Source organism: Variovorax boronicumulans NBRC 103145 (assembly GCF_001591345.1).
In the GTDB taxonomy this organism is placed as follows: Bacteria; Pseudomonadota; Gammaproteobacteria; order Burkholderiales; family Burkholderiaceae_C; genus Variovorax; species Variovorax boronicumulans.
In genome coordinates, this window is sequence record NZ_BCUS01000092.1 from 1 (window position 1) to 25437 (window position 25437).

Here is a 25437-nt window from a genome sequence, read left to right on the forward strand (position 1 = left end):
GCTCGACCGGCGTGGCGATCTGCGGCGCGATGGGCGTCACTGGTGCGGCTGCCGCCTGGCGCGTGGCCGGCGGATCGAGCAGCACGGTGTAGTCGCGCACGATGCGGCCCGAGGCGCCATTGGCTTCGAGCAGCAGGTCGATGAAGGGGTCGTTGAGCGGGCGGTTGCCGGCCAGGCGCACCACGTACTGGCCGCCGGCGCGGCGCTGCAGCGTGGCTTTCACGTCGCCGAGGGCCGCGTTGTACGGGATGCCTGCGTTCTTGAAGGCTTCGGCCGTGGCGATGTTGATCTTCAGGCCTTCCGCCTCGTTGGCGGCCATTTCGGTGACATCGATCTCGGCGCGCAGCGGTTCGCCCAGTGCCGACTGCACCCGCAGCGGTCCCAGCGCGAAGGCGCTGGCGTCGGCGCTGGCCAGTCCCAGCGTCAGGGCCGCAGCGGCACCCAGGATGGAAAGGCGCCAGCCATTCGACGGCAGGGCGGGGCGGGCGGCCGAAGGGCGGGCCGCGGGCAACAGATGTCTTGTCATGCTGATAGGGGCGGCTCAGGCCCTGAATTTGTAAGAGGACGTTAGCATCATCAACATGCACTGACAAGGCAATGCGCCTGATCTACCCAGTGCGCGCATACTTCCGATGACATCCTGTGTTGCCTTTCGGCAACATTTTTGTATTTCAAGGCCCTGAGCTGCCCGCATCAGGCTTCGAGCAGGATGCGCAGCATGCGGCGCAGCGGTTCGGCCGCGCCCCACAGCAGCTGGTCGCCGATGGTGAAGGCGCCGACGTACTCGGGGCCCATCGCCAGCTTGCGGATGCGGCCGACCGGGATATCCATGGTGCCCGTCACGGCGACTGGCGTCAGGTCCTTCACGGTGGCTTCGCGCGTGTTCGGCACGACCTTGGCCCAGGGGTTGTCGGCGGCGATCATCGCTTCGATGTCGGCCACCGGCACGTCCTTCTTGAGCTTGAAGGTCAGGGCCTGGCTGTGGCAGCGCATCGCGCCGATGCGCACGCAGAAGCCGTCCACCGGCGTGGCGGCGGTGCCGAAGCCCGCGCCCTGGCCGAGGATCTTGTTGGTCTCGGCGCCGCCCTTCCACTCTTCCTTGGACATGCCGTCGCCCAGGTCCTTGTCGATCCAGGGGATCAGCGAGCCGCCCAGCGGGGCGCCGAAGTTGGCGATTTCGGAGGCGCTCAGGTTCTGCTGCTTGTGCAGCACCTTGCGGTCGATCTCGAGGATGGCCGACTTCGGGTCGTCGAGCAGCGCGCGCACTTCGGCGTTCAGCGTGCCGAACTGGGTCAGCAGTTCGCGCATGTGCTGCGCGCCGCCGCCCGAGGCCGCCTGGTAGGTCATGCTGGTCATCCACTCGACCAGGCCGGCCTTGTAGAGGGCGCCCACGCCCATGAGCATGCAGCTGACGGTGCAGTTGCCGCCGACCCAGTTCTTGCCGCCCTTGGCGAGCGCGTTCTGGATCACGGGCAGGTTGACGGGGTCGAGCACGATGATCGCGTCATCGTTCATGCGCAGCGTGGAGGCCGCGTCGATCCAGTGGCCGTTCCAGCCGGCGGCGCGCAGCTTGGGGAAGACCTCGCTGGTGTAGTCGCCGCCCTGGCAGGTGATGACGATGTCGCACTTCTTCAGTGCCTCGATGTCGTTCGCATCCTTGAGCGTGGTTTCGTTCTTGGCCATCGCCGGGGCCTTGCCGCCCGCGTTCGAGGTCGAGAAGAAGACCGGCTCGATGAGGCCGAAGTCGCCTTCGGCCTGCATGCGGTCCATGAGGACCGAGCCGACCATGCCGCGCCAGCCCACGAGGCCGACCAGAGGTTGCTTGGATGCGTTCGCCATTTCAGTTTGCCCTTAGTGAAGAAAGAAAAAATCAGTCTTTTTTGCCCCCGACTCGTCGGCCGGGGGAGGGCGTGACGAAGCGGGCTGCGGTTAGCCGGTAATCGTCTTTTTGGTGATGGCTGCTACGACCGCGTCGCCCATTTCGCGGGTGCCGACGCGCTTCGTGCCTTCGGACCAGATGTCGCCCGTGCGCAGCCCGGAGGCGAGCACGTGCTTGACCGCCGACTCGATACGGTCGGCAGCTTCGGGCTGGTTGAGGGAGAAGCGGAGCATCATGGCAGCGGACAGGATTGTAGCCAAAGGATTGGCAACCCCTTTGCCAGCAATGTCGGGCGCGCTGCCGTGGCTGGGCTCGTACAGGCCCTGGTTGCTCGCATTGAGCGAGGCCGAGGGCAGCATGCCGATGGAGCCGGTGAGCATCGCGGCCTCGTCCGAGAGGATGTCGCCGAACATGTTGCCGGTGACGACCACGTCGAACTTCTTGGGCGCCTTCACGAGCTGCATGGCCGCGTTGTCGACGTACATGTGGTCGAGTTCGACGTCCGGGTACTCCTTGCCGACCTCGGTCACGATGTCCTTCCAGAACTGGAAGGTCTCCAGCACGTTGGCCTTGTCCACGCTGGTCACGCGCTTGCTGCGCTTGCGGGCCGCCTCGAAGGCGACGCGGGCGATGCGCTCGACCTCGGGGCGCGAGTAGCGCATCGTGTCGAAGGCCTCTTCGGCGCCGGGGAAGTGGCCGTCGGTGGCGATGCGGCGTCCGCGCGGCTGGCCGAAGTAGATGTCGCCGGTCAGCTCGCGGATGATGAGGATGTCCAGGCCCGCGATCAGCTCGGGCTTCAGGCTCGAGGCGCCCACCAGCTGCTCGTAGCAGATGGCCGGGCGGAAGTTGGCGAACAGGCCCAGGTTCTTGCGCAGCCCCAGGATGGCCTGCTCGGGCCGCAGCGGGCGGTCGAGCTTGTCGTACTTCCAGTCGCCGACGGCGCCGAACAGCACCGCGTCGGCGTCCTTGGCGAGCTTGAGCGTCGATTCGGGCAGCGGGTGGCCGTGCGCCTCGTAGGCCGCACCGCCGACCAGGGCTGATTCCATCTCGAACTTCAGGTCGAGGACTTCGAGCACCCTGACGGCTTCCGCCACGATTTCGGTGCCGATGCCGTCACCCGGGAGAACTGCGATTTTCATAAGTTGGTCTGAGGTTTTTTCTTGAAAACGGAAAGGCCGCCGATCACGAGATCATCGTGTGCGCGAGCCAGGGCTTCTGCGCCAGGCGCTCGGTCTCGAAGGCCTTGATCTTGTCCTTGTGGCGCAGCGTCAGGCCGATGTCGTCCAGCCCGTTGATCAGGCAGTACTTGCGGAAGGCCTGCACGTCGAACGCGAACTCCTGGCCGTCGGGCTTCACGACCACCTGGCGTTCCAGGTCGATGGTCAGCGTATAGCCCGGGAAGGCGAAGGCTTCGTCGAACAGCTGCGAGACCTGCGACTCGGGCAGCACGATCGGCAGCAGGCCGTTCTTGAAGCTGTTGTTGAAGAAGATGTCGGCGTAGCTCGGCGCAATGATGGCGCGAAAGCCGTACTGGTCGAGCGCCCACGGCGCGTGTTCGCGCGACGAGCCGCAGCCGAAGTTCTTGCGCGCCAGCAGCACCGAGGCGCCGGCGTAGCGCGGCTGGTTCAGCACGAAGTCGGGGTTCGGCTTGCGGCTGGCCGGGTCCTGGCCCGGAAAGCCGGCGTCCAGGTAGCGCCACTCGTCGAACAGGTTCACGCCGAAGCCGGTCTTCTTGATCGACTTGAGGAACTGCTTGGGAATGATCGCGTCGGTGTCGACGTTCTCGCGGTCCATGGGGGCCACGAGGCCCTTGTGCACGGTGAATTTCTGCATGTGATGTCTCCTGATCAGGCGAAGGTGCGCACATCGACGAAGTGGCCGTGCACGGCTGCGGCGGCGGCCATCGCGGGGCTCACGAGATGGGTGCGGCCACCCGCGCCCTGGCGGCCTTCGAAGTTGCGGTTGCTGGTCGATGCGCAGCGCTCGCCGGGCTCGAGGCGGTCGGCGTTCATCGCCAGGCACATCGAGCAGCCGGGCTCGCGCCATTCGAAGCCGGCGGCCTTGAAGATCACATCGAGCCCTTCGCGCTCGGCCTGTTCCTTCACCACGCCCGAGCCGGGCACGACCATCGCGAGCTTCACGTTCTTCGCGACCTTCTGGCCCAGCTTCTTCACCACGGCGGCGGCTTCGCGCATGTCCTCGATGCGGCTGTTCGTGCACGAGCCGATGAACACCTTGTCGATGAAGATGTCGTTCATGGCCTTGTTGGGCTCCAGGCCCATGTAGACCAGCGCGCGCTCGATGGCGCCGCGCTTGCTCGCGTCTTTTTCCTTGTCGGGATCGGGCACGCGGCCGTTGATGTCGACCACCATCTCGGGCGAGGTGCCCCAGGTGACCTGCGGCGGGATCTGCGCGGCGTCGAGCTCGACCACGGCGTCGAAGGTCGCGCCGGGGTCGGACTGCAGCGTGCGCCAGTAGCTCACGGCCTGGTCCCATTCGACGCCGGTGGGCGCGAGCGGGCGGCCCTTCACGTAGCTGATGGTCTTTTCGTCGACCGCCACCAGCCCGGCACGCGCGCCGGCTTCGATGGCCATGTTGCAGACCGTCATGCGGCCTTCCATGCTCAGGTCGCGAATCGCCGAGCCTGCGAATTCGATCGTGTAGCCCGTGCCGCCGGCGGTGCCGATCTTGCCGATGATGGCCAGCACGATGTCCTTGGCCGTGCAGCCCAGGGGCAGCTTGCCTTCGACCTTCACGAGCATGTTCTTGGCCTTCTTGCCCAGCAGCGTCTGCGTGGCCATCACGTGCTCGACCTCGCTGGTGCCGATGCCGTGCGCCAGCGCGCCGAACGCACCGTGCGTGGAGGTGTGCGAGTCGCCGCAGACCACCGTCATGCCCGGCAGCGTCGCGCCGCTTTCCGGGCCGATCACGTGCACGATGCCCTGGCGCTTGCTCAGGAACGGGAAGAACGCGGCGGCGCCGAACTCGGCGATGTTGTGGTCCAGCGTGGTGACCTGTTCCTTGCTGGTCGGGTCGGCAATGCCTTCGTAGCCGCGTTCCCAGCCGGTGGTCGGCGTGTTGTGGTCGGCGGTGGCCACCACCGAGCTGATGCGCCACAGCTTGCGGCCGGCTTCGCGCAGGCCTTCGAAGGCTTGCGGGCTGGTCACCTCGTGCACCAGGTGGCGGTCGATGTAGAGGATCGCGGTGCCGTCTTCCTCGGTGTGGACGACGTGTTCGTCCCAGATCTTGTCGTAGAGCGTGCGTGCCATGTCGGTCTCTTGTCTTTCGTGGGGAAATGGATTGTCTGTCGACGCGGTCTAGGCCGCGAGTCGTTCGGTGGCGTCGGCCGAGTCGGCCGCCGCGTGCAGGTGGTTCACCAGCGTGCGCGCCGCCACCGGCAGGGTGGAGAAGTCGCGCGCCACCAGCCGGATCTCGCGCGCCGCCCAGGCGTCGTTGAGCATCACGCTCACGAGGCCGCGGCCGATGCCGTTGTGCATGAGTTCGAAGGCGCGCTGTGGCATCACGCCGATGCCCAGGCCGTTGTCGATCATCCGGCACATGGCGTCCAGGCCCGTGACGTGGATGCGCAGCTTCACGCTGCGGCCGGCGCTCAGCGCCGCTTCGTGCATCGCCACGTAGATCGAGCTGTTGGTGTGCAGGCCCACGTGGTCGAAGGCCAGCGAGTCGACGAAATCGATCGCTTCGTGCGCGGCCAGCGCGTGCCCCTCGGGAACGATCAGTGCGAGGTGGTCGTGCCGGTAGGAAAGGCTCTGCAACTCGCCCGCGCCGCCGGCCACGTGGCACACGCCGAGGTCGGCCGCGCCCTCTTGCACCGCGCGGATCACTTCGCTGCTCAGGTGCTCCTCGAGGTCGATTTTGATGGCTTCGTGCGCGCGCGAGAACACGCCCAGGTCTTCCGGCAGGAACTGCACGATGGCCGAGATGTTGGCGTGCACCCGCACGTGGCCGCGCACGCCGTCGGCGTATTCGCTGAGCTCGCCCTGCATCTTCTCGAGGCTGTAGAGCACCGAGCGGGCGTGGTGCAGCAGGCTCTCGCCGGCCGGCGTGAGGTCGACGCCGCGCGCATGGCGGTAGAGCAGGGCGGTGCCGAGCGTGGCCTCCAGGTCGGACAGCCGCTTGCTCACGGCCGAGGCCGCGATGAACTCGCGCTCCGCCGCGCGACCGATACTGCCCAGCTCGCACACGGCCACGAACAGCTGCAACGACGTGAGGTCGATGCGGCGGGCAAAGTTGCGTTCGGACGTGCTCATGGGGGCTTGGGCATCGCGATTGGCGATGAGTTGGCTATTTTCTTCCTGTTTTGAAGCCATTGCCATCGCGATGCGCGATGACCTCGCTGCCGGCTGGCGAGGAGGGTCATGCCGAACGGGCAATAAAAAAGCTGCCCGGAGGCAGCTTTTTCAGGGGGCGGAGGTTCCGCAGCCGGTCGATCAGCGGGCCGAGATCGGCTTCACGTCACGCTTGGGCGAGCCTTCGAACAGCTGGCGTGGGCGGCCGATCTTGTACTCGGGGTCGCCGATCATTTCGTTCAGCTGGGCGATCCAGCCGACCGTGCGGGCCAGCGCGAAGATCGCGGTGAACAGCGGCACGGGGATGCCGATGGCGCGCTGCACGATGCCCGAGTAGAAGTCGACGTTCGGGTACAGCTTGCGCGACACGAAGTACTCGTCTTCCAGGGCGATCTTTTCGAGTTCCTTGGCGAGCTTGAACAGCGGGTCGTTTTCCAGGCCCAGCTCGGTCAGCACTTCGTTGCAGGTTTCCTGCATCAGCTTGGCGCGCGGGTCGTAGTTCTTGTACACGCGATGGCCGAAGCCCATCAGCTTGACGTTCGAGTTCTTGTCCTTGACCTTCTTGATGAACTCGCCGATCTTTTCCACGCCGCCTTCGCGCTGGATGTCGTACAGCATGTTCAGCGCCGCTTCGTTGGCACCGCCGTGGGCCGGGCCCCACAGGCAGGCCACGCCGGCTGCAATGGCCGCGAAGGGGTTGGTGCCCGACGAGCCGCACAGGCGCACCGTCGAGGTCGAGGCGTTCTGCTCGTGGTCGGCGTGCAGGATGAAGATGCGGTCGAGCGCGCGCTCGAGCACCGGGTTCACCTTGTACTCTTCGCACGGCGTGGCGAACATCATGTGCAGGAAGTTGCCTGCATAGCTCAGTTCGTTCTTCGGGTACATGTACGGCTGGCCGACGGTGTACTTGTAGGCCATGGCCACGAGCGTGGGCATCTTCGCGATCAGGCGGATCGCGGCGATCTCGCGGTGCTCGGGATTGTTGATGTCCGTGCTGTCGTGATAGAAGGCCGACAGAGCACCCACGAGGCCGGTCATGATGGCCATCGGATGGGCATCACGGCGGAAGCCGCGCAGGAAGAACTGCATCTGCTCGTTGACCATCGTGTGGTTCGTCACGAGCTTGGTGAAGCTGGCCTTCTTGCCTGCGTCCGGCAGCTCGCCGTACAGCAGCAGGTGGCAGGTTTCCATGAAGTCGCAGTTGGTCGCGAGCTGCTCGATGGGGTAGCCGCGGTACAGCAGCTCGCCCTTGTCACCGTCGATGTAGGTGATGGCCGACTGGCAGGCGGCGGTCGACATGAAGCCCGGGTCGTACGTGAACATGCCGGTCTGTGCATACAGCTTGCGGATGTCGATCACGTCGGGCCCGATGGTGCCCTTGTAGATCGGCAGTTCGACGTTGTCGCCGCCATTGCTGAACGACAGCGTGGCCTTGGTATCGGATGCTTTCATTTCGGTTTACTTTCAGAGGTGGATTCAGGACGAAGGAGAAAAAATGGCAGGACGCTGAGCGCCGTCGGTACGCATCAGCTGCAGCAATGCGACCACCTCGGCCCCGGCCCATGCGGGCTCGGGCTCCTTTCTGCACAGCAGCAGGTCGAGGAGGTCGTTGTCCGACAGGTCCATCAATGTCTCCATCGCTCCCGCTTGACCGACGGTCATGTGGGATTCGTGCCGCTCGAAGAAGCGGGCGATGAACAGGTCGTTCTCCAGCAGGCCGCGCCGGCAACGCCACTTGAGCTTGCTCAGCGCGCGTTCGCCGAGCAGCGTATCGGGGGCGTTGGCGGGGGTCGACATAAGTAAGGCTTCTCGGAAAAACCGTCAGATGGCGCGACGCACCATCAGTTCCTTGATCTTGCCGATGGCCTTGGTCGGGTTCAGGCTCTTCGGGCACACGTCCACGCAGTTCATGATCGTGTGGCAGCGGAACAGGCGGTACGGGTCTTCCAGGTTGTCCAGGCGCTCGGCGGTGGCTTCGTCGCGGCTGTCGGCGATGAAGCGGTAGGCCTGCAGCAGGCCGGCCGGGCCGACGAACTTGTCGGGGTTCCACCAGAAGCTCGGGCAGCTCGTGGAGCAGCTCGCGCACAGGATGCACTCGTACAGGCCGTCGAGCTCTTCACGCTCTTCGGGCGACTGCAGGCGCTCCTTCTCGGGCGGCACGGTGTCGTTCTGCAGGTACGGCTTGATCGAGTTGTACTGCTTGAAGAACTGGGTCATGTCGACGATCAGGTCGCGGATGACGGGCAGGCCCGGCAGCGGCTTGAGCACGACGGTGCCCTTGAGCGTGTTCATGTTGGTCAGGCAGGCCAGACCGTTCTTGCCGTTGATGTTCATCGCGTCGGAGCCGCAGACGCCTTCGCGGCACGAGCGGCGGAACGACAGCGTGGGATCCTGCGCCTTGAGCTTCATCAAGGCGTCCAGCAGCATGCGTTCGTGGCCGTCGAGTTCGACCTCGACCGTCTGCATGTAGGGCTTGGCGTCCTTGTCCGGGTCGTAGCGGTAGATCTGGAATGTGCGCTTCATCGTATGGACCTTGTAAATATTCTTAGAACGTGCGGACCTTGGGCGGCACGGATGCCACCGTCAGCGGCTGCAGCTTGACGGGCTTGTACGAGAGGCGGTTGTCCGCGCTGTACCAGAGCGTGTGCTTCATCCAGTTGGCGTCGTCGCGGCCCAGCGGTGCGACCGGGTCGTCCGCGGGACGCTCGTAGTCTTCCACCGTGTGGGCGCCGCGGCATTCCTTGCGGGCGGCGGCCGAGACCATGGTGGCCTGTGCCACTTCGATCAGGTTGTCGACTTCCAGTGCTTCGATGCGGGCGGTGTTGAACACCTTGGACTTGTCCTTCAGGCCGATCGACTTGACGCGCTCGCGCACGGCGGCGATCTTGACCACGCCTTCGTCCATCGAGGCCTGCTTGCGGAACACGGCGGCGTGCTGCTGCATGACGGCGCGGATCTCGCCGGCCACGTCCTGGGCGTACTCGCCGCCGGTGGAGGCTTCGAGTTCGTTCAGGCGCTGCAGGGTGCGGTCGGCCGCATCCTTGGGCAGTTCCTTGTGTTCCTTGAGCTTGTCGTTGAACTCGACGATGTGGTTGCCGGCCGCGCGGCCGAACACCAGCAGGTCGAGCAGCGAGTTGGTGCCCAGGCGGTTGGCGCCGTGCACGCTCACGCAGGAGCATTCGCCCACCGCGTACAGGCCGTTCACCACGGCGCTGTTGTCTTCACCCTTCTGGATGACGACCTGGCCGTTGATGTTCGTCGGGATGCCGCCCATCTGGTAGTGGATGGTGGGTACCACGGGAATCGGTTCCTTGGTGACGTCGACGTTGGCGAAGTTGATGCCGATCTCGTAGACCGACGGCAACCGCTTGTGGATGGTGTCGGCACCCAGGTGGTCCAGCTTCATGTGGATGTAGTCCTTGTTGGGACCACAGCCACGGCCTTCCTTGATTTCCTGGTCCATCGAGCGCGAGACGAAGTCGCGCGGGGCCAGGTCCTTCAGGGTGGGCGCATAGCGCTCCATGAAGCGTTCGCCGTTGCTGTTCAGCAGGATGGCGCCTTCGCCGCGGCAGCCTTCGGTCAGCAGCACGCCCGCGCCGGCCACGCCGGTGGGGTGGAACTGCCAGAACTCCATGTCCTGCAGCGGGATGCCCGAACGTGCGGCCATGCCCAGGCCGTCGCCGGTGTTGATGAACGCGTTGGTGGATGCACCGAAGATGCGGCCTGCGCCGCCGGTGGCCAGCAGCACGGTCTTGGCCTGCAGGATGTGCAGGTCGCCGGTTTCCATTTCGAGGGCCGTGACGCCGACCACATCGCCTTCGTCGTCGCGGATCAGGTCCAGCGCCATCCATTCGACGAAGAACTGGGTGCGGGCTTCCACGTTCTTCTGGTAGAGCGTGTGCAGCATCGCGTGGCCGGTGCGGTCGGCCGCGGCGCAGGCGCGCTGCACGGCCTTCTCGCCGTAGTTGGCCGTGTGGCCGCCGAACGGACGCTGGTAGATCGTGCCGTCGGGGTTGCGGTCGAAGGGCATGCCGAAGTGCTCGAGCTCGTACACGACCTTCGGGGCTTCACGGCACATGAACTCGATCGCGTCCTGGTCGCCGAGCCAGTCGGAACCCTTGATCGTGTCGTAGAAGTGGTAGTGCCAGTTGTCCTCGCTCATGTTGCCGAGCGAGGCGCCCACGCCGCCCTGGGCAGCGACGGTGTGCGAACGGGTCGGGAACACCTTGGAGAGCACGGCCACGTTGAGGCCGGCACGGGCGAGTTGCAGCGAGGCGCGCATGCCGGAGCCGCCGGCACCGACGATCACGACGTCGAACTTGCGCTTGGTGATGTTTTCTTTTGTGTAGGTCATGGTGGGTCAGATCTTCCAAAGCACTTGAATGGCCCAACCCGCACAACCGACAAGCCAGACGATGGTGAAAACTTGCAGCACGAGACGGATGGCGACAGGCTGGACGTAGTCCATCCACACGTCGCGCATGCCGACCCACACGTGATAGAGCAGGGCAACGATCACGGAGAAGGTCAGGACCTTCATCCACTGTGCGGCGAAGATGCCGGCCCACAGGTCGTAACCGATGGGGCCGCGCGAGAAGATCAGCTGTGCGAGCAGGATGATCGTGAACAGCGCCATCAGGGCGCCGGTGATGCGCTGGCTGAGCCAGTCGCGCAGACCGTAGTGCGCGCCGACGACGATGCGCTTGGAGCCGTAATTCACAGACATGGGTGGCTCCTTCTCAGTACAGGCCGAACAGCTTGGCGCCAAGCGCCAGCGTGAGGATGATGCTTGCGCCCAGCGTGAACATGGCCGAGCTGTGACCGAATTCCTTCGTCACGGCGGAGTGGCTCACGTCCATCCAGAGGTGACGCAGGCCGGCGATGAAGTGGTGCAGGTAGGCCCAGATGAGCGCCAGTGCGACGAGCTTGAAGAACCATCCCGGAGCGAAGCCGACGCCGATGTTGAAAGCAGACTTGAATTTCGCGAACGAATAGTCAGATGACAGCGAGGTGTCGAACATCCAGATGATGAAGGGCATCAGCAGGAACATCAGCACACCGCTCACGCGGTGCAGGATCGACACGATGCCAGCCGGCGGCAGCCGGTAGGTCGTGAGATCGGTGAAGGCGTTGATGTTCCGGAATTCGCGACGCGGCGGCCGGGGGGGAGTTGCAAGCTCTGTCATAGGGAGATGGCTTTCGTGGCTTTGTGACTTGTTGGCTTGTTCTGAGAGCGAACGCTTTTGTTTCTTCTGCGGAATGCAAACAACGCAAAATTCTATTGCAATGCACCATCGCGCATCGGACGCACAGGAGTCAACGCACTGCGGCAGTCGGATGCTCGGGGATTGAGGTTGCGTTGCGCGGGCTGAGTGTGCGCGTTTGTGCCCGCGCGGGCGAGGTTCTTCGGCGCCATCGGATCAGCCCAGCTGGTTGCGGTAGTGGTGGGTGTCGGTGCGGTACAGGCCGCGGCGCAGTTCCATCGGCATGTCGTGGTACGTGTGCGCCACGCGCTCCACGCTCAAGAGCGGCATCTGCAGCGGCACGTCGAGCAACTGCGCCTGTTCGGCATCGGGCAGCACGGCGCGGATCTTTTCTTCGGCGCGCACCATGCGCACGCCGAACTCGGTTTCGAACATCGCGTACATCGGGCCCGGCCAGGCGCGCAGCCGGTCGGCCGTGAGGCCCTTGAAGGGCGCGCCGGGCAGCCAGAGGTCTTCGAGAATGGTCGGCACGCCGGCGTAAGCGAGCACGCGGCGCACCTGCAGCACGGCGTCGCCGGTGCGCAGGCTCAGCGCGCGCGCCACGTCGGCCGAGGCGCGCAGGCGCTTGCAGTCGACGATGGTGCGCTCGGCCGGACCTTCGGCGCTCGGGCTGCCGGCGTCGGGCACCAGCTTGAGAAAACGGTACTGCACATGCTGCTCGGCATGCGTGGCCACGAAGGTGCCTTTGCCCTGGCGGCGCACCACCAGGTTTTCGGCCGCCAGCTCGTCGATCGCCTTGCGCACCGTGCCCTGGCTCACGCGGTAGCGCACCGCCAGGTCCATCTCGCTGGGGATGGGCTCGCCCGGCTTCCACTCGCCGGCCTGCAGGCTCTGCAGGATCAGGGTCTTGATCTGCTGGTAGAGCGGACTGAAGGACGGCGTCGTGGGCTCGTCGAGGGTGGAGGGCGTGTTCATGGCAGCGGTGGGGTGCGCCGTGGCGGACCCCCAGAGGATATCTTATATAAGACATAAGACGGCCTTTGTCGAATCGGCTTAAAATGCGGCCCGGTCCCGCGCCGCGGGAAAGCTTCCCCCCCGCTGGACCGCGGCGCCCCACGAGAGCGCTAACCCGTTTCACCACCTTCTGGAGTCTTCCCATGAGCAAAAAGCCTGTCCGCGTTGCCGTTACCGGTGCCGCCGGTCAAATCGGTTACGCCCTGTTGTTCCGTATCGCTTCCGGCGAAATGCTCGGCAAAGACCAGCCGGTCATCCTGCAACTGCTCGAAATCCCCGACGAGAAGGCCCAGAAGGCGCTCAAGGGCGTGATGATGGAGCTCGACGACTGCGCCTTCCCGCTGCTGGCCGGCATGGAAGCCCACGGCGACCCGATGACTGCCTTCAAGGACGCCGACTACGCCCTGCTGGTCGGTTCGCGCCCCCGTGGCCCCGGCATGGAACGTGCCGAGCTGCTGGCCGTCAACGGCGCCATCTTCACGGCACAGGGCAAGGCACTGAATGCTGTCGCTTCGCGCAACGTGAAGGTGCTGGTCGTCGGCAACCCCGCCAACACCAACGCCTACATCGCCATGAAGTCGGCACCCGACCTGCCGCGCAAGAACTTCACCGCCATGCTGCGCCTGGACCACAACCGCGCTGCCAGCCAGATCGCCGCCAAGACCGGCAAGGCCGTGGCCGACATCGAGAAGCTCACCGTCTGGGGCAACCACTCGCCCACGATGTACGCCGACTACCGCTTTGCGACCATCAACGGCGAAAGCGTCGCCAAGATGATCAACGACCAGGAATGGAACGCCAACACCTTCCTGCCGACCGTCGGCAAGCGCGGCGCGGCCATCATCGAAGCGCGCGGCCTGTCGTCGGCTGCCTCGGCTGCCAACGCCGCCATCGACCACATGCGCGACTGGGCCCTGGGCACCAACGGCAAGTGGGTCACGATGGGCATCCCGTCGGACGGCCAGTACGGCATTCCGAAGGACGTGATGTTCGGCTTCCCGGTCACCTGCGAAAACGGTGAGTACAAGCTGGTCGAAGGCCTCGAGATCGATGCATTCAGCCAGGAACGCATCAACAAGACGCTCGAAGAGCTCGAAGGCGAACGCGCAGGCGTTGCCCACCTGCTGTAAAGCAAGCCCGCCCGCATGCTCGACTGGAACCCCGCGCTCTACCGTCGCTACGAGGACGAGCGCACCCGGCCCGCACAGGAACTCCTGGCGCGGGTCCCGCTTGCCGAGGCCGCCCGCGTGGTCGACCTCGGATGCGGACCGGGCAATTCCACCGAGCTGCTGGCACATCGGTTCCCGACGGCGCAGGTCACGGGCACCGACAACTCCGAAGCCATGCTGGTCAGCGCGCGCGAGCGCCTGCCGGCGGCGCGCTTCGAGTTGAGCGACATCGCGACCTGGGCGCCGCGTGAAACAGAAGCGCCCGATCTCATTTACGCCAATGCGTCCCTGCAATGGGTGCCGGATCACGAGACGCTGATCCCCCGCCTGTTCGACGCGCTGGCCCCGGGCGGCGTGCTCGCCGTCCAGATGCCCGACAACCGCCAGGAGCCCACGCACCGCCTGATGCGCGCGGTGGCGGCCGAAGCGCCCTGGGCCGAGCCCATCGGCGACGCCGACAAGCTGCGCACCTTGCTGCTGCCGCTGGGCGGCTACTACGACCTCTTGGCCGCGCGTGCGGCCCATGTCGATGTCTGGCACACCATCTACCAGCACCCGATGGCCAACGCCGCGGCCATCGTCGAATGGGTGCGCGGCACGGGCCTGAAGCCCTTTGTCGACCGCCTGCCGCCCGACCTGCAGGCGAGCTACCTCGCCGAATACGAACGCAGGGTGGACGAGGCCTATCCGGTGCGCACCGACGGCAAGCGCCTGCTCGCCTTCCCGCGCATGTTCATCGTGGCGCACAAGAAAAAAGACGCATGACCACCAAGAACGTCGCCCATCCCGCGGACGTGCTGCTCGGCGCACAGGCCGGCGCCGTGACCCTGCCGGTGTGCGACCACTACAGCGGCGTCGAAGCCCGCATGAAGAAGAGCCTCGCACTCCAGGCCGAGATGGCGCAGGAGTTCGGCGCCTGCGTGTTCGACGTCACCCTCGACTGCGAAGACGGCGCCCCGGTCGGCGGCGAGGCGGAGCATGCCGCGCTCGTCACCGAGCTGGCGCTGGCTGCCCAGCCCGGCATGCGCGTCGGCGTGCGCGTGCACCCGGTCGATCACCCGGCCTTCGCGGGCGACGTGGTCACCATCGCCGGACGCGCCGGCCAGCGGCTGAGCCACCTCATGGTGCCCAAGGTCGAATCCGTGGCCGATGTGTGTCAGGCTGTTGCCGCGCTCGACGCGGCCGATGCCGCCGCGTTGCCGCTGCACGTGCTCATCGAATCGCCGCTGGCGGTGCACAACGCCTTCGAAATTGCCGCGCATCCGCGCGTGCAGTCGCTGAGCTTCGGCCTCATGGATTTCGTGTCGGCGCATGCCGGCGCCATTCCCGCCGACGGCATGGGCGCGGCGGGGCAGTTCAGCCACCCGCTGGTCGTGCGCGCCAAGCTGGCACTGGCCTCGGCGGCACATGCCTACGGCAAGGTGCCTTCGCATTGCGTGGTCACCGAGTTCAACGACACCGATGCGATGCGCTTGGCGGCCCGCAAGGCGGCCACCGAATTCGGCTACACGCGCATGTGGAGCATCCACCCGAACCAGATCCGGCCGATCCTCGAGGCCTTCGCGCCCGACGAGGCGCAGATTCAAATTGCCACAAAAATCATTACAAAAGCCGCAGACGCGGATTGGGCACCGACACAAATTGATGGCACATTGCACGACCGCGCGAGCTACCGCCACTTCTGGCAGGTCCTGACGCGCGCCCACGCAACAGGGCGCGCGTTGCCCTCCGAGGCGAAAGCCTGGTTTGCATCGCGGTCTCCTGAAACCCACTGAATCAGCCTGAAGGAACCCCGCTCATGAAGAAAATTGCACTGATCGCCGCCGTTGCGCTGGCCCTGCCTTTCGCCGCCGTGGCCCAGAACGCCACCGCCACCAAGCCGGCCGCGGCCAAGGCCGAAGCCAAGAAGACCCCGCCGAAGCGCCAGGTGACCCGCAAGGCGGCCAAGGCTGTCGAAGAGGTCACGCCGATCGCCGACGACACCAACATCGTGCTGTCCGAGTCCGACCTGGCCGTGGCGCAACGCGTGTCCATCGGCAAGGCCCAGTGCGAACTCGGCGCCGACGTGACCGTCACGCCCGACGAGAAGAAGCCCGGCTTCTTCACCGTGACCACCAAGGGCCTGAAGTACCGCATGCACCCGGTCGAAAGCCGCACCGGCGCCATCCGCCTCGAAGACCCGCGTGCCGGCGCCATGTGGCTCCAGCTGGGCAACAAGTCGATGCTGATGAACCAGAAGGCCGGCCTGCGCATCGCCGACGAATGCCAGACCGCCGCCCAGGTCGCCTTTGCCGACGAGATGAAGAAGAACCCGCCGAAGGCCCTTTTCGAAGGTGCCGACGCAGCCAAGAAGTAAGAAGAGCACCGAACCCGGGGTGCGGCGCGGCTCTTGCTTGGCCGCTAGAGACCGCTGCGCACACCCGATAGCCTAGTTTCCGGAGAAAAGAAGATGTTGCAAGCCTACGTTGATCATGTTGCCGAACGCGCCGCGCTCGGTATCCCGCCGCTGCCCTTGAGCGCGAAGCAGACCGCCGAAGCGATCGAGCTCCTGAAGAGCGCGAATGCCAAGGACGGCGCCTTCCTGCTGGACCTGCTCACCTACCGTGTGCCCGCCGGCGTCGACGACGCCGCCAAGGTCAAGGCGAGCTACCTCGCGGCCGTGGCCCACGGCACCGAGAAGAACGCGTTCATCACGCGCGCTCGCGCCACTGAACTGCTCGGCACCATGCTCGGCGGCTACAACATCAGCCCCATGATCGACCTGCTGGACGACGCCGAAGTCGGCGCCGTGGCAGCCGAAGGCCTGAAGAAGACCTTGCTGATGTTCGACCAGTTCCACGACGTCAAGGAAAAGGCCGACAAGGGCAACGCCCACGCCAAGGGCGTGCTGCAAAGCTGGGCCGATGCCGAGTGGTTCACCAGCCGCCCCGAAGTGCCGCAGAGCATCACCGTCAGCATCTTCAAGGTGGCCGGCGAAATCAACACCGACGACCTGTCGCCCGCCCCCGACGCCACCACGCGTCCCGACATTCCGATGCACGCCCTGGCGATGCACAAGAACGCCCGCCCCGGCATCGTCCCTGAAGAAGACGGCAAGCGCGGCCCGGTGAAGTTCATCGAAGACCTGCGCGCGCGCGGCCACCTCGTGGCCTACGCCGGCGACGTGGTCGGCACGGGTTCGTCGCGCAAGAGCGCCACCAACTCGGTGCTGTGGTTCACCGGCGAAGACATTCCCTTCGTGCCGAACAAGCGTTTCGGCGGCGTCTGCCTCGGCGGCAAGATCGCTCCCATCTTCTACAACACGATGGAAGACTCGGGCGCACTGCCCATCGAGCTCGACGTGACGCAGATGAACATGGGCGACGTGGTCGAGCTGCGTCCCTATGAAGGCAAGGCCCTGAAGGACGGCCAGGTCATCGCCGAATTCCAGGTCAAGAGCGATGTGCTGTTCGACGAAGTGCGCGCCGGCGGCCGCATTCCGCTGATCATCGGCCGCGGCCTCACGGCCAAGGCGCGCGAGGCGCTGGGCCTGCCCGTCTCGACGCTGTTCCGCCTGCCGCAAAGCCCGGTCGACACCAAGAAGGGCTTCTCGCTTGCACAGAAGATGGTCGGCCGCGCCTGCGGCCTGCCCGAAGGCCAGGGCGTGCGCCCGGGCACGTACTGCGAACCCAAGATGACCTCGGTCGGCTCGCAGGACACCACCGGCCCGATGACCCGCGACGAACTGAAGGACCTGGCCTGCCTGGGCTTCTCGGCCGACCTCGTCATGCAGTCGTTCTGCCACACGGCGGCGTACCCGAAGAAGGTCGACGTCAAGATGCACCACGAACTGCCCGAGTTCATGGCCAACCGCGGCGGCGTGTCGCTGCGTCCGGGCGACGGCGTGATCCACAGCTGGCTCAACCGCCTGCTGACGCCCGACACCGTGGGCACGGGCGGCGACAGCCACACCCGCTTCCCCATCGGCATCAGCTTCCCCGCGGGCTCCGGCCTCGTGGCCTTCGCGGCCGCCACCGGCGTGATGCCGCTGGACATGCCCGAATCGGTGCTCGTGCGCTTCAAGGGCAAGATGCAGCCCGGCGTCACGCTGCGTGACCTGGTCAACGCCATTCCGCTGTACGCCATCAAGTCGGGTCTGCTGACGGTGGCCAAGCAAGGCAAGAAGAACATCTTCTCGGGCCGCATCCTCGAGATCGAAGGCCTGCCCGACCTGAAGGTGGAGCAAGCCTTCGAGCTGAGCGACGCCTCGGCCGAACGCTCGGCCGCTGGCTGCACGGTGCACCTGAACAAGGAACCGATCCAGGAGTACATCAACAGCAACATCACGCTGATGAAGTGGATGATTGCCGAAGGCTACGCCGACGCCCGCACGCTGGCACGCCGCATCGCCGCGCAGGAAGCCTGGCTCAAGGACCCGCAGCTGCTCAAGGGTGATGCCGACGCCGAATACGCCGCCGTGATCGAGATCGACCTGGCCGAGATCCACGAACCCATCGTGGCCTGCCCGAACGACCCGGACGACGTGAAGACGCTGAGCGACGTGGCCGGTGCCACCATCGACGAAGTGTTCATCGGTTCGTGCATGACCAACATCGGCCACTTCCGCGCCGCGTCGAAGCTGCTCGAAGGCAAGCGCGACATCCCGGTCAAGCTGTGGATCGCACCGCCGACCAAGATGGACGCGCAGCAGCTCACCGAGGAAGGCCACTACGGCGTGTTCGGCAACGCCGGCGCGCGCACCGAAATGCCGGGCTGCTCGCTGTGCATGGGCAACCAGGCACAGGTGCGCGAAGGCGCGACGGTGATGTCGACCAGCACCCGCAACTTCCCGAACCGCCTGGGCAAGAACACCAACGTGTACCTGGGCTCGGCCGAACTGGCCGCCATCTGCTCGCGCCTGGGCCGCATCCCGACCCGCGAGGAGTACATGGCCGCCACGGGCGTGATCGATGCGTCCAGCGCGCAGATCTACCAGTACCTGAACTTCGACAAGATCGAGGACTACAAGGGCGTGGCGGACACGGTCACGGCCTGAGGGTCGTTGCAGCCGGCGAGCGATTCGCCAGCCCCATGAAAAAGCCCCGCTTCGGCGGGGCTTTTTCGTGGGCGCTCGCTGCCGGTGTCAGCCCGGCGGCGGATTCGGCTTCAGGTGCTCTTGGCCCTTCAGCACCATCGCCATCCCGGCGGGGCCGCCCACCGCGTAGGGCAGCGAGGCCTGCAGCGAATGGGCGAAATCGCCGCGGTACAGCTTGGCACCCTGGTGGGTCAGGTTCGAATTGGCATCGATGTGGATCGACTCGCCCAGCCCCGACCACAGCCGGCAGAAGCCGTAGTCTTCCGACAGGTAGCGCCGCGTGACCGGGTCGACCATCACGTCGAAGAAGCGGTAGTGCAGCCCGCGGTCGGCTTCGCCGATGCTGTCGGGCACGTACTGCAGCTCGGGGTAGGCGGCCATGAGCCGTTCGAACACGCCGCGCTGGATCGCCATGAAGCCCGTGGGGGCCTCGGTCATCTTCATGAAGCCGTCGGGCTGCACCTCGAGCTCGATCTGCGACGCGCCTTCTTCGGCCTTGGCATTGACCGTGTAGCGCGTGAACGCGGCCTCGAACTGCTGCTGCGTGGTGCCGGCCGCCACGCCGCCGGCTGGCCAGTCTTCGCGCTTGAGCGGGTAGACGCCGGCAGCGATGTCGTAGCCCGACAGCAGCAGGCGGAACGCCGCCTCGGCCGAGAAGCCGATGTCCGCGTCGATCCAGAACAGGTGCGTCCACTCCGTGTTGGCCAGGAACTGGGCCACGCAGTTGTTGCGTGCACGCGTGACCAGGCTCTCGCCCTGGTGCATCAGCACCTGCATCTTCATGCCGGCGCGCTCGGCATTGATGGTGAAGTTCAGCAGCGACGCCACGTAGTTCTGGAAGAACTTGCCGTCGTGGCTCGGCGTCACGATCACGGGGTAGAAGTGCCGGAGTTCGGACGGATCGAGCATGCGAGGGGGCTCCGTGGGGCGAGGGTCTGGCTAGCGGGCAGGGCGCTGCATCAGGCCCTGCAGCAGGGTGTCGTAGGTTTGCGTGGCCACTGCGTCGCCGGGCAGGTAGCGCCCGATGAGTGCGCGTTGCCGGTCGCGGTAGGCCTGGGCCTGGGCGTCGTGCCCGTCGATGGCTTCGAGCACGCGGGCGCTGCCGGCGGCCACGTCGTTTTCTGCGTAGTAGTAGCCCAGGTCCGCGCACAGGTGGGCGTTGTGCACCAGTGGATAGCCCTGCCAGCAGGTCTCGAGGTAGAAGTAGTTGAGCGGGTTCTCCCATTGGTGGGAGACCACGATGTCGGTGTTCTGCGCCAGGAACACCGGGGTCTCGTGTCGACCCAGGAAGACCGCCTTGTGCTGGCGCACCAGGTCGAGCTGGTTCATCAGCGTGATGAACTCCATGCTGTCCTTGGCCATGCGCTCCACGTTCGTGACCTGCAGCAGCCCGATCGCGTCGGGGCGGGCGCGGTAGGCCAGCTCGGCGATCAGGATGGGGTAGACGCAGAACTTCACCACGTTGATGTTCGGCTCCATCACGCTGAGCCGCCGCGGCCCGCTGCGCGGCTGGTACGCGCCGCCGTCGGGCAGGGCGCGGGCGCGCTCTTGCAGGAACACCGGGCTCCAGACGAAGGGCACGGCGCGCGCCTCGGCGCGGCGCAGCACCTCGAAGTACGGCTGGCTGATGTGGGCCACCTGCGGAACCATCCAGATGTCGTCGTAGCGCTGGTTGATGAACAGGTTGCGGCCCCACAGCGGCTTGCCGAACAGCATCGACTCCATCGCGTGCACGTACTCGAAGCCGCAGCAGTACGACACCAGCCGCGCGCCGCGGCGCTTGAGGTGGTCGGTCTGGTCGCCGTCGATCTGGCCGCCCAGTTCGATCAGCACGTCCACGCTGTCCTTGGCCGCCTCGAAGGTCACGGTCGGCCAGCGGGCCTGGTCCCAGGGCAGGGCGGGGGTGATGGGGGTGGCGGTGGTGTTGACCAGCACCACCGAGGCGACGCTCGGGCAGTGCTTCAGCGCCTCTGCCAGGAACACGGCGTTCTGCTTGATGCCGTTGTTCCAGAGGGTCTCGGCCTCGTGGTGGAGGCCGATCGTGATGCCGATGCGCAGGCCGGCACCCGAGGCGGTGGTCATTGGTTTTCGCGGGGGATGTAGCCGGTCAGGCGCCAGCCGTTGGGTTCGAGGCGGAAGCTGACTTTTTCGAAGACCGTCTTGTCGTTGGTCAGGCGGGTGGCGAAGTCGACGTTGGCGTACAGGCCTGCTGGGATGCCGGTGCTGTCGTCCAGGTAGCGGATGCGGGTCACGCTGGCCCAGTCGCGGCGGGCCACGACGCCCACGGTCTGGCGCGAGCGTTGCGTGTTGGCAACGAATTCGGCCTTGGGAAAGCGAGTCTTCACAAACGCCGACGCGGTATCCCAGATCTCTCCCGCCCGGTTTTCGTCGATCTGCTTGAGGCTGCTGAGGCCCGCCTGGATGAGTTCGTCGGCGGAATTGCCGTCCTGTGCCAGGGCGCAGGAACTGGCCAGGGCCAGCGTGCATGCGGCCAGGAAACGGGGGAGAAACGGCTTCATTGGACACCTTTTGTGAGGAAAACCGCTGTGACAGACAGCGGCGGCGATTCTAGGCGGGGCGTTCGGATCGACGTTCCACAGCGACATCGCCGCACCCGGATTTGTCGCCAATCGTGAAAGTTTGTGAACTAAATCATCATTTCACGGTTTCCGGTAGACCGAAATGGCTGCAAATGTAAACGGCTGCGTACATTACCGCGTCCATTGTGAACGTCAGGGTAACTACGACCCTGGCTGGGGCGACGAACCGCGGGCGGTCGTTGCCTTCCTCCGCCGTTGATACCGCGCCCGCCCTCTGCGAACCGAGCTCGAAGAATATGAACAAGTCTTACCGAAGTATCTGGAATGAAGCCCTGGGGGCCTGGGTTGCGGCGTCTGAAATCACTTCGGCGCGGGGGAAGAAGAGCGGTTCGAAGCTGGTGAGGGTGGCAGTTGCTGCGGCGTCGCTGATGGCTGTTTCGTTGGGGGCGCAGGCCGCCTATTCTGCGGGGGGGGGGTCCGCTGGCGGCACCGACGCCATCGCGATTGGCAATGGTTCGTCGGGCTCAGCCATCGCCTCAGGGTCGTACGCCTTGGCGGTTGGCAATAACGCGCAGGCGACCTTTCACAGCGCGACGGCAATCGGCTCTGGCGCCAAAGCTTTTGCCAAGGGCGCCTACGCCTTGGGCAACGATGCCAAGGCCACCGGGACCTCATCGGTTGCGATAGGGGGCGGGGACGGAACGGGCAACGGTGGCTCTGCCGCGTCGGGCGAGCAGGCCGTGGCCATCGGTCGAGCAACAAATGCCGGCGGCACGAACAGCGTGGCCATCGGCGGCAGTGTGACGGTGGATGGTGGCGCGAAGAGCGCCGGCGCCAACGCCGTGGCGATCGGCACGGGAGCCAGCGCCGGCAACGACAACAGCGTCGCACTTGGCAGCAACAGCGTGACTGCCGCAGCGGTCCCGACTGCCAGTGCGACGGTCAATGGGGTTGTGCTGGGCGGGTTTGCCGGCGCTACGCCGAGCAGCGTGGTGAGCGTTGGGTCGGTGGGGGGCGAGCGCCAAATCACCAACGTGGCGGCAGGTCGCGTGACCTCCACCTCAACCGATGCGATCAACGGCAGCCAATTGTTTTCCGTTGCCAGCGCGGTGGGGTCGCTGTCGACCTCGACTTCCACGGGGCTGAGCACTGCGACCAGCGGGATTTCCAGCCTGTCGACGTCCACATCGTCCGGCCTGAGCACGACCAACAGCCGCCTCAACAGCCTCTCGACGTCCACATCGACCGGTTTGAGCACGGCGACCAGCGGCATCTCCAGCCTGTCCACGGGCTTGAGTACGGTGAACAGCGAACTGGACAGCCTGTCGACTTCCACGTCGAGCGGGTTGAGTACGGCGACCAGCGGCATTTCCAGCTTGTCGACGGGCCTGAGCACCACGAACAGCAACGTCGCCAGCCTGTCGACCTCCACATCGTCGGGCCTGAGCACGGCGAGCAGTCGCATCAACAGCCTGTCGACTTCGACGTCGTCGGGACTGAGCACGGCCACAAGCAGCATCTCGAGCCTGTCGACCGGGCTGAGCACCACGAACAGCAACGTCGGCAGTCTTTCGACTTCCACGTCGACTGGCCTCAGCACGACCAACAGCCGCATCGACAGCCTGTCGACGTCGACGTCGTCGGGCCTCAGCACAGCGACGAGCGGGATCTCCAGCCTGTCCACAGGTCTGAGTACCACGAACAGCAACGTCGGCAGCTTGTCGACCTCCACATCGTCGGGCCTGAGCACCAGCAGCAGCCGCATCGACAGCCTGTCGACGTCGACTTCAAGCGGCCTGAGCACGACCAACAGCAACGTCAGCAGCCTGTCGACTTCGACATCGTCCGGTTTGAGCACGGCGACCAGCGGCATCTCCAGCCTGTCGACTGGCCTGAGCACCACGAACAGCAACGTCAGTAGCCTGTCGACTTCTACGTCGTCCGGACTGAGCACCAGCAGCAGCCGCATCGACAGCCTTTCGACATCGACGTCGAGCGGTCTGAGCACGGCGACCAGCGGCATCTCCAGCCTGTCGACTGGCCTGAGTACCACGAACAGCAACGTCAGCAGCTTGTCGACCTCCACGTCGTCCGGATTGAGCACCAGCAGCAGCCGCATCGACAGCCTTTCGACATCGACGTCGAGTGGTCTGAGCACGGCGACCAGTGGCATCTCCAGTCTGTCGACTGGCCTGAGCACAACGAACAGCAATGTCGGCAGCCTGTCGACCTCCACGTCATCGGGTCTGAGCACGACCAACAGCCGCATCGACAGCCTCTCGACGTCCACGTCGTCTGGCCTGAGCACTGCTACCAGTGGCATCTCCAGCCTCTCCACGGGGTTGAGCACAACGAACAGCAACGTCAGCAGCCTGTCGACATCGACGTCGTCTGGCTTGAGCACGGCCACGAGCGGCATCTCCAGCCTGTCCACAGGTCTGAGCACTACGAATAGCAATGTGAGCAGCCTGTCGACCTCGACGTCGTCGGGTCTGAGCACGGCGACCAGCGGAATCTCGAGCCTGTCCACGGGCTTGAGCACGACGAACAGCAACGTCAGCAGCTTGTCGACCTCCACGTCGTCGGGTCTGAGCACCGCGACCAGCGGAATCTCCAGCTTGTCGACGGGCTTGAGCACGACCAACAGCAGCGTCAGCAGCCTGTCAACTTCGACCTCGTCCGGCCTGAGCACGGCCACGAGCAGCATCTCCAGCTTGTCCACGGGCTTGAGCACGACGAACAGCAATGTGGGCAGCCTGTCAACGTCCACGTCGACTGGCCTGAGCACGACCAACAGCCGCATCGATAGCCTTTCGACGTCCACGTCGAGCGGCCTGAGTACTGCGTCCAGTGGAATCTCGAGCCTGTCCACGGGTCTGAGCACGACGAACAGCAACGTCAGCAGCTTGTCGACCTCCACGTCGTCGGGTCTGAGCACCGCGACCAGCGGCATCTCCAGCTTGTCGACGGGCTTGAGCACGACCAACAGCAGCGTCAGCAGCCTGTCGACTTCGACCTCGTCCGGCCTGAGCACGGCCACGAGCAGCATCTCCAGCCTGTCCACGGGCTTGAGCACCACGAACAGCAACGTGGGTAGTTTGTCGACCTCGACATCGTCGGGTCTGAGCACGACCAACAGCCGCATCGATAGCCTCTCGACGTCCACGTCGAGCGGCCTGAGCACTGCGACCAGTGGTATCTCGAGCCTGTCCACGGGGTTGAGCACGACGAACAGCAACGTGAGCAGCTTGTCGACGTCTACGTCGTCCGGTTTGAGTACCGCTACGAGCGGCATCAACAGTCTGTCGACGAGCCTGAGCACGACGAACAGCAACGTGAGCAGCTTGTCGACGTCGACGTCGTCGGGCCTAAGCACTGCAGCCAGCGGCATTTCGAGCCTGTCCACAGGTCTGAGCACGACCAACAGCAACGTGGGCAGCCTGTCGACGTCCACGTCGTCCGGCCTGAGCACGGCCACGAGCAGCATCGACAGCCTCTCGACCTCCACCTCGAGCGGTCTGAGCACTGCAACCAGCGGTATCTCGAGCCTGTCGACGGGCTTGAGCACGACGAACAGCAACGTGGGCAGCTTGTCGACCTCGACGTCGTCGGGTCTGAGCACGGCCAATAGCCGCATCGACAGCCTCTCGACATCTACGTCGTCGGGCCTGAGCACGGCGACCAGTGGTATCTCCAGCCTGTCCACAGGTCTGAGCACCACGAACAGCAACGTCAGCAGCCTGTCGACTTCGACGTCGTCGGGCCTGAGTACGGCAACCAGCGGTATCTCGAGCCTGTCCACGGCTCTGAGCAGCACCAACAGCAACCTGGACAGCCTCTCGACGTCTACGTCGAGCGGTTTGAGCACCGCGACCAGCGGCATCTCGAGCTTGTCGACGGGCCTGAGCACGACGAACAGCAACGTGAGCAGCCTGTCGACCTCGACGTCCTCGGGTCTGAGCACCACCAATAGTCGTATCGACAGCCTCTCGACGTCTACGTCGTCGGGCCTGAGCACGGCCACGAGCAGCATCGATAGCTTGTCGACGTCTACCTCGAGCGGTCTGAGCACTGCGACCAGTGGCATCTCCAGTTTGTCGACGGGCCTGAGCACGACCAACAGCAACGTCAGCAGTCTGTCGACCTCGACGTCGTCTGGTCTGAGCACCGCGACCAGCGGCATCTCCAGCCTGTCCACGGGTCTGAGCACGACGAACAGCAATGTCAGTAGCCTTTCGACCTCCACG

General features: G+C 65.4%; 21 protein-coding genes and 1 pseudogene. 6 read left to right on the forward strand and 16 right to left on the reverse strand.

Annotated elements, in window-relative coordinates; translation table 11 throughout:
• The 13 genes from VBO01S_RS22740 to VBO01S_RS22800 all read right to left on the reverse strand — a co-directional run.
• The coding region (locus VBO01S_RS22740; protein WP_370681612.1) for a type IV pilus assembly protein FimV at positions 1-526 on the reverse strand (526 nt) is incomplete at its 3' end.
• Positions 527-693: 167 nt separating this feature from the next.
• Positions 694-1839, reverse strand: a complete 1146-nt coding sequence (asd, locus tag VBO01S_RS22745; RefSeq protein ID WP_062479697.1) for an aspartate-semialdehyde dehydrogenase — start codon at positions 1837-1839, stop codon at positions 694-696.
• 90 nt (positions 1840-1929) lie between these two features.
• Positions 1930-3018, reverse strand: a complete 1089-nt coding sequence (gene leuB, locus VBO01S_RS22750) for a 3-isopropylmalate dehydrogenase (RefSeq protein ID WP_062479698.1) — start codon at positions 3016-3018, stop codon at positions 1930-1932.
• Positions 3019-3061: 43 nt separating this feature from the next.
• Entirely contained in the window at positions 3062-3712 is a 651-nt protein-coding gene (gene leuD / locus VBO01S_RS22755; RefSeq protein ID WP_062479700.1) for a 3-isopropylmalate dehydratase small subunit, read from the reverse strand.
• A gap of 14 nt (positions 3713-3726) precedes the next feature.
• Positions 3727-5148 carry a 3-isopropylmalate dehydratase large subunit gene (gene leuC, locus VBO01S_RS22760; protein WP_062479701.1) on the reverse strand — a complete coding sequence of 474 codons (1422 nt, stop codon included), beginning with the start codon at positions 5146-5148 and terminating at the stop codon, positions 3727-3729.
• A 48-nt stretch (positions 5149-5196) separates the two neighbouring features.
• Positions 5197-6150: a LysR family transcriptional regulator gene (locus VBO01S_RS22765; RefSeq protein WP_062479702.1), complete on the reverse strand. Its 954-nt coding sequence runs from the start codon at positions 6148-6150 to the stop codon at positions 5197-5199.
• A 180-nt stretch (positions 6151-6330) separates the two neighbouring features.
• A complete protein-coding gene (gltA, locus tag VBO01S_RS22770; protein WP_062479703.1) occupies positions 6331-7641 on the reverse strand; it encodes a citrate synthase in 1311 nt (436 codons plus the stop codon).
• A 24-nt stretch (positions 7642-7665) separates the two neighbouring features.
• Positions 7666-7986, reverse strand: coding sequence for an FAD assembly factor SdhE (locus tag VBO01S_RS22775; RefSeq protein ID WP_062479704.1), 321 nt, complete (start codon positions 7984-7986; stop codon positions 7666-7668).
• A 24-nt stretch (positions 7987-8010) separates the two neighbouring features.
• The gene (locus VBO01S_RS22780; RefSeq protein ID WP_062479706.1) at positions 8011-8712 is read right to left on the reverse strand and encodes a succinate dehydrogenase iron-sulfur subunit; all 702 of its coding nucleotides are present in this window, start codon (positions 8710-8712) and stop codon (positions 8011-8013) included.
• 22 nt (positions 8713-8734) lie between these two features.
• Complete coding sequence (sdhA, locus tag VBO01S_RS22785; RefSeq protein ID WP_056572028.1) at positions 8735-10543, reverse strand: succinate dehydrogenase flavoprotein subunit; 1809 nt, start codon at positions 10541-10543, stop codon at positions 8735-8737.
• A 6-nt stretch (positions 10544-10549) separates the two neighbouring features.
• Positions 10550-10915: a succinate dehydrogenase, hydrophobic membrane anchor protein gene (gene sdhD / locus VBO01S_RS22790; RefSeq protein ID WP_062479708.1), complete on the reverse strand. Its 366-nt coding sequence runs from the start codon at positions 10913-10915 to the stop codon at positions 10550-10552.
• A gap of 13 nt (positions 10916-10928) precedes the next feature.
• Positions 10929-11375 carry a succinate dehydrogenase, cytochrome b556 subunit gene (sdhC, locus tag VBO01S_RS22795; RefSeq protein ID WP_062479711.1) on the reverse strand — a complete coding sequence of 149 codons (447 nt, stop codon included), beginning with the start codon at positions 11373-11375 and terminating at the stop codon, positions 10929-10931.
• Between the two features lie 234 nt (positions 11376-11609).
• A complete protein-coding gene (locus VBO01S_RS22800) occupies positions 11610-12368 on the reverse strand; it encodes a GntR family transcriptional regulator (protein WP_062479713.1) in 759 nt (252 codons plus the stop codon).
• A gap of 182 nt (positions 12369-12550) precedes the next feature.
• Between VBO01S_RS22800 and VBO01S_RS22805 the strand changes: the two genes are divergently transcribed.
• The 5 genes from VBO01S_RS22805 to VBO01S_RS22825 all read left to right on the forward strand — a co-directional run bounded on the left by VBO01S_RS22805 (position 12551) and on the right by VBO01S_RS22825 (position 18611).
• On the forward strand, positions 12551-13537 hold the full coding sequence (locus VBO01S_RS22805) for a malate dehydrogenase (RefSeq protein ID WP_042578072.1): 987 nt from the start codon (positions 12551-12553) through the stop codon (positions 13535-13537).
• 15 nt (positions 13538-13552) lie between these two features.
• Positions 13553-14341, forward strand: a complete 789-nt coding sequence (tam, locus tag VBO01S_RS22810; protein ID WP_062479714.1) for a trans-aconitate 2-methyltransferase — start codon at positions 13553-13555, stop codon at positions 14339-14341.
• Entirely contained in the window at positions 14338-15351 is a 1014-nt protein-coding gene (locus VBO01S_RS22815) for an HpcH/HpaI aldolase/citrate lyase family protein (protein WP_062479716.1), read from the forward strand. The genes tam and VBO01S_RS22815 overlap by 4 nt, the downstream gene beginning before the upstream one ends.
• A gap of 23 nt (positions 15352-15374) precedes the next feature.
• Complete coding sequence (locus VBO01S_RS22820; RefSeq protein WP_062479718.1) at positions 15375-15932, forward strand: hypothetical protein; 558 nt, start codon at positions 15375-15377, stop codon at positions 15930-15932.
• A 93-nt stretch (positions 15933-16025) separates the two neighbouring features.
• On the forward strand, positions 16026-18611 hold the full coding sequence (locus VBO01S_RS22825; protein ID WP_062479720.1) for a bifunctional aconitate hydratase 2/2-methylisocitrate dehydratase: 2586 nt from the start codon (positions 16026-16028) through the stop codon (positions 18609-18611).
• Positions 18612-18698: 87 nt separating this feature from the next.
• Here the strand turns inward: VBO01S_RS22825 and VBO01S_RS22830 are convergent, their stop codons facing one another.
• From VBO01S_RS22830 to VBO01S_RS22840, 3 genes are read right to left on the reverse strand one after another with little or no spacing between them, the layout of a single operon-like run.
• Positions 18699-19559 carry a hypothetical protein gene (locus tag VBO01S_RS22830; RefSeq protein ID WP_062479721.1) on the reverse strand — a complete coding sequence of 287 codons (861 nt, stop codon included), beginning with the start codon at positions 19557-19559 and terminating at the stop codon, positions 18699-18701.
• A gap of 30 nt (positions 19560-19589) precedes the next feature.
• Positions 19590-20732, reverse strand: coding sequence for a DUF2827 domain-containing protein (locus VBO01S_RS22835; protein ID WP_062479723.1), 1143 nt, complete (start codon positions 20730-20732; stop codon positions 19590-19592).
• A complete protein-coding gene (locus VBO01S_RS22840) occupies positions 20729-21169 on the reverse strand; it encodes a DUF4019 domain-containing protein (RefSeq protein WP_062479725.1) in 441 nt (146 codons plus the stop codon). Before VBO01S_RS22840 ends, VBO01S_RS22835 begins: the two co-directional genes overlap by 4 nt.
• 194 nt (positions 21170-21363) lie before the next feature.
• Here VBO01S_RS22840 and VBO01S_RS31945 point away from each other — a divergent pair.
• Positions 21364-25437: pseudogene (locus tag VBO01S_RS31945) on the forward strand (ESPR-type extended signal peptide-containing protein); the annotation flags it as partial.

Bases quoted from the DNA above. Each gene is read 5' to 3' on its own strand.
- asd (WP_062479697.1), bottom strand. From the start codon at position 1,839: ATGGCGAACGCATCCAAGCAACCTCTGGTCGGCCTCGTGGGCTGGCGC.
- leuB (WP_062479698.1), bottom strand. From the start codon at position 3,018: ATGAAAATCGCAGTTCTCCCGGGTGACGGCATCGGCACCGAAATCGTG.
- leuD (WP_062479700.1), bottom strand. From the start codon at position 3,712: ATGCAGAAATTCACCGTGCACAAGGGCCTCGTGGCCCCCATGGACCGC.
- leuC (WP_062479701.1), bottom strand. From the start codon at position 5,148: ATGGCACGCACGCTCTACGACAAGATCTGGGACGAACACGTCGTCCAC.
- VBO01S_RS22765 (WP_062479702.1), bottom strand. From the start codon at position 6,150: ATGAGCACGTCCGAACGCAACTTTGCCCGCCGCATCGACCTCACGTCG.
- gltA (WP_062479703.1), bottom strand. From the start codon at position 7,641: ATGAAAGCATCCGATACCAAGGCCACGCTGTCGTTCAGCAATGGCGGC.
- VBO01S_RS22775 (WP_062479704.1), bottom strand. From the start codon at position 7,986: ATGTCGACCCCCGCCAACGCCCCCGATACGCTGCTCGGCGAACGCGCG.
- VBO01S_RS22780 (WP_062479706.1), bottom strand. From the start codon at position 8,712: ATGAAGCGCACATTCCAGATCTACCGCTACGACCCGGACAAGGACGCC.
- sdhA (WP_056572028.1), bottom strand. From the start codon at position 10,543: ATGACCTACACAAAAGAAAACATCACCAAGCGCAAGTTCGACGTCGTG.
- sdhD (WP_062479708.1), bottom strand. From the start codon at position 10,915: ATGTCTGTGAATTACGGCTCCAAGCGCATCGTCGTCGGCGCGCACTAC.
- sdhC (WP_062479711.1), bottom strand. From the start codon at position 11,375: ATGACAGAGCTTGCAACTCCCCCCCGGCCGCCGCGTCGCGAATTCCGG.
- VBO01S_RS22800 (WP_062479713.1), bottom strand. From the start codon at position 12,368: ATGAACACGCCCTCCACCCTCGACGAGCCCACGACGCCGTCCTTCAGT.
- VBO01S_RS22805 (WP_042578072.1), top strand. From the start codon at position 12,551: ATGAGCAAAAAGCCTGTCCGCGTTGCCGTTACCGGTGCCGCCGGTCAA.
- tam (WP_062479714.1), top strand. From the start codon at position 13,553: ATGCTCGACTGGAACCCCGCGCTCTACCGTCGCTACGAGGACGAGCGC.
- VBO01S_RS22815 (WP_062479716.1), top strand. From the start codon at position 14,338: ATGACCACCAAGAACGTCGCCCATCCCGCGGACGTGCTGCTCGGCGCA.
- VBO01S_RS22820 (WP_062479718.1), top strand. From the start codon at position 15,375: ATGAAGAAAATTGCACTGATCGCCGCCGTTGCGCTGGCCCTGCCTTTC.
- VBO01S_RS22825 (WP_062479720.1), top strand. From the start codon at position 16,026: ATGTTGCAAGCCTACGTTGATCATGTTGCCGAACGCGCCGCGCTCGGT.
- VBO01S_RS22830 (WP_062479721.1), bottom strand. From the start codon at position 19,559: ATGCTCGATCCGTCCGAACTCCGGCACTTCTACCCCGTGATCGTGACG.
- VBO01S_RS22835 (WP_062479723.1), bottom strand. From the start codon at position 20,732: ATGACCACCGCCTCGGGTGCCGGCCTGCGCATCGGCATCACGATCGGC.
- VBO01S_RS22840 (WP_062479725.1), bottom strand. From the start codon at position 21,169: ATGAAGCCGTTTCTCCCCCGTTTCCTGGCCGCATGCACGCTGGCCCTG.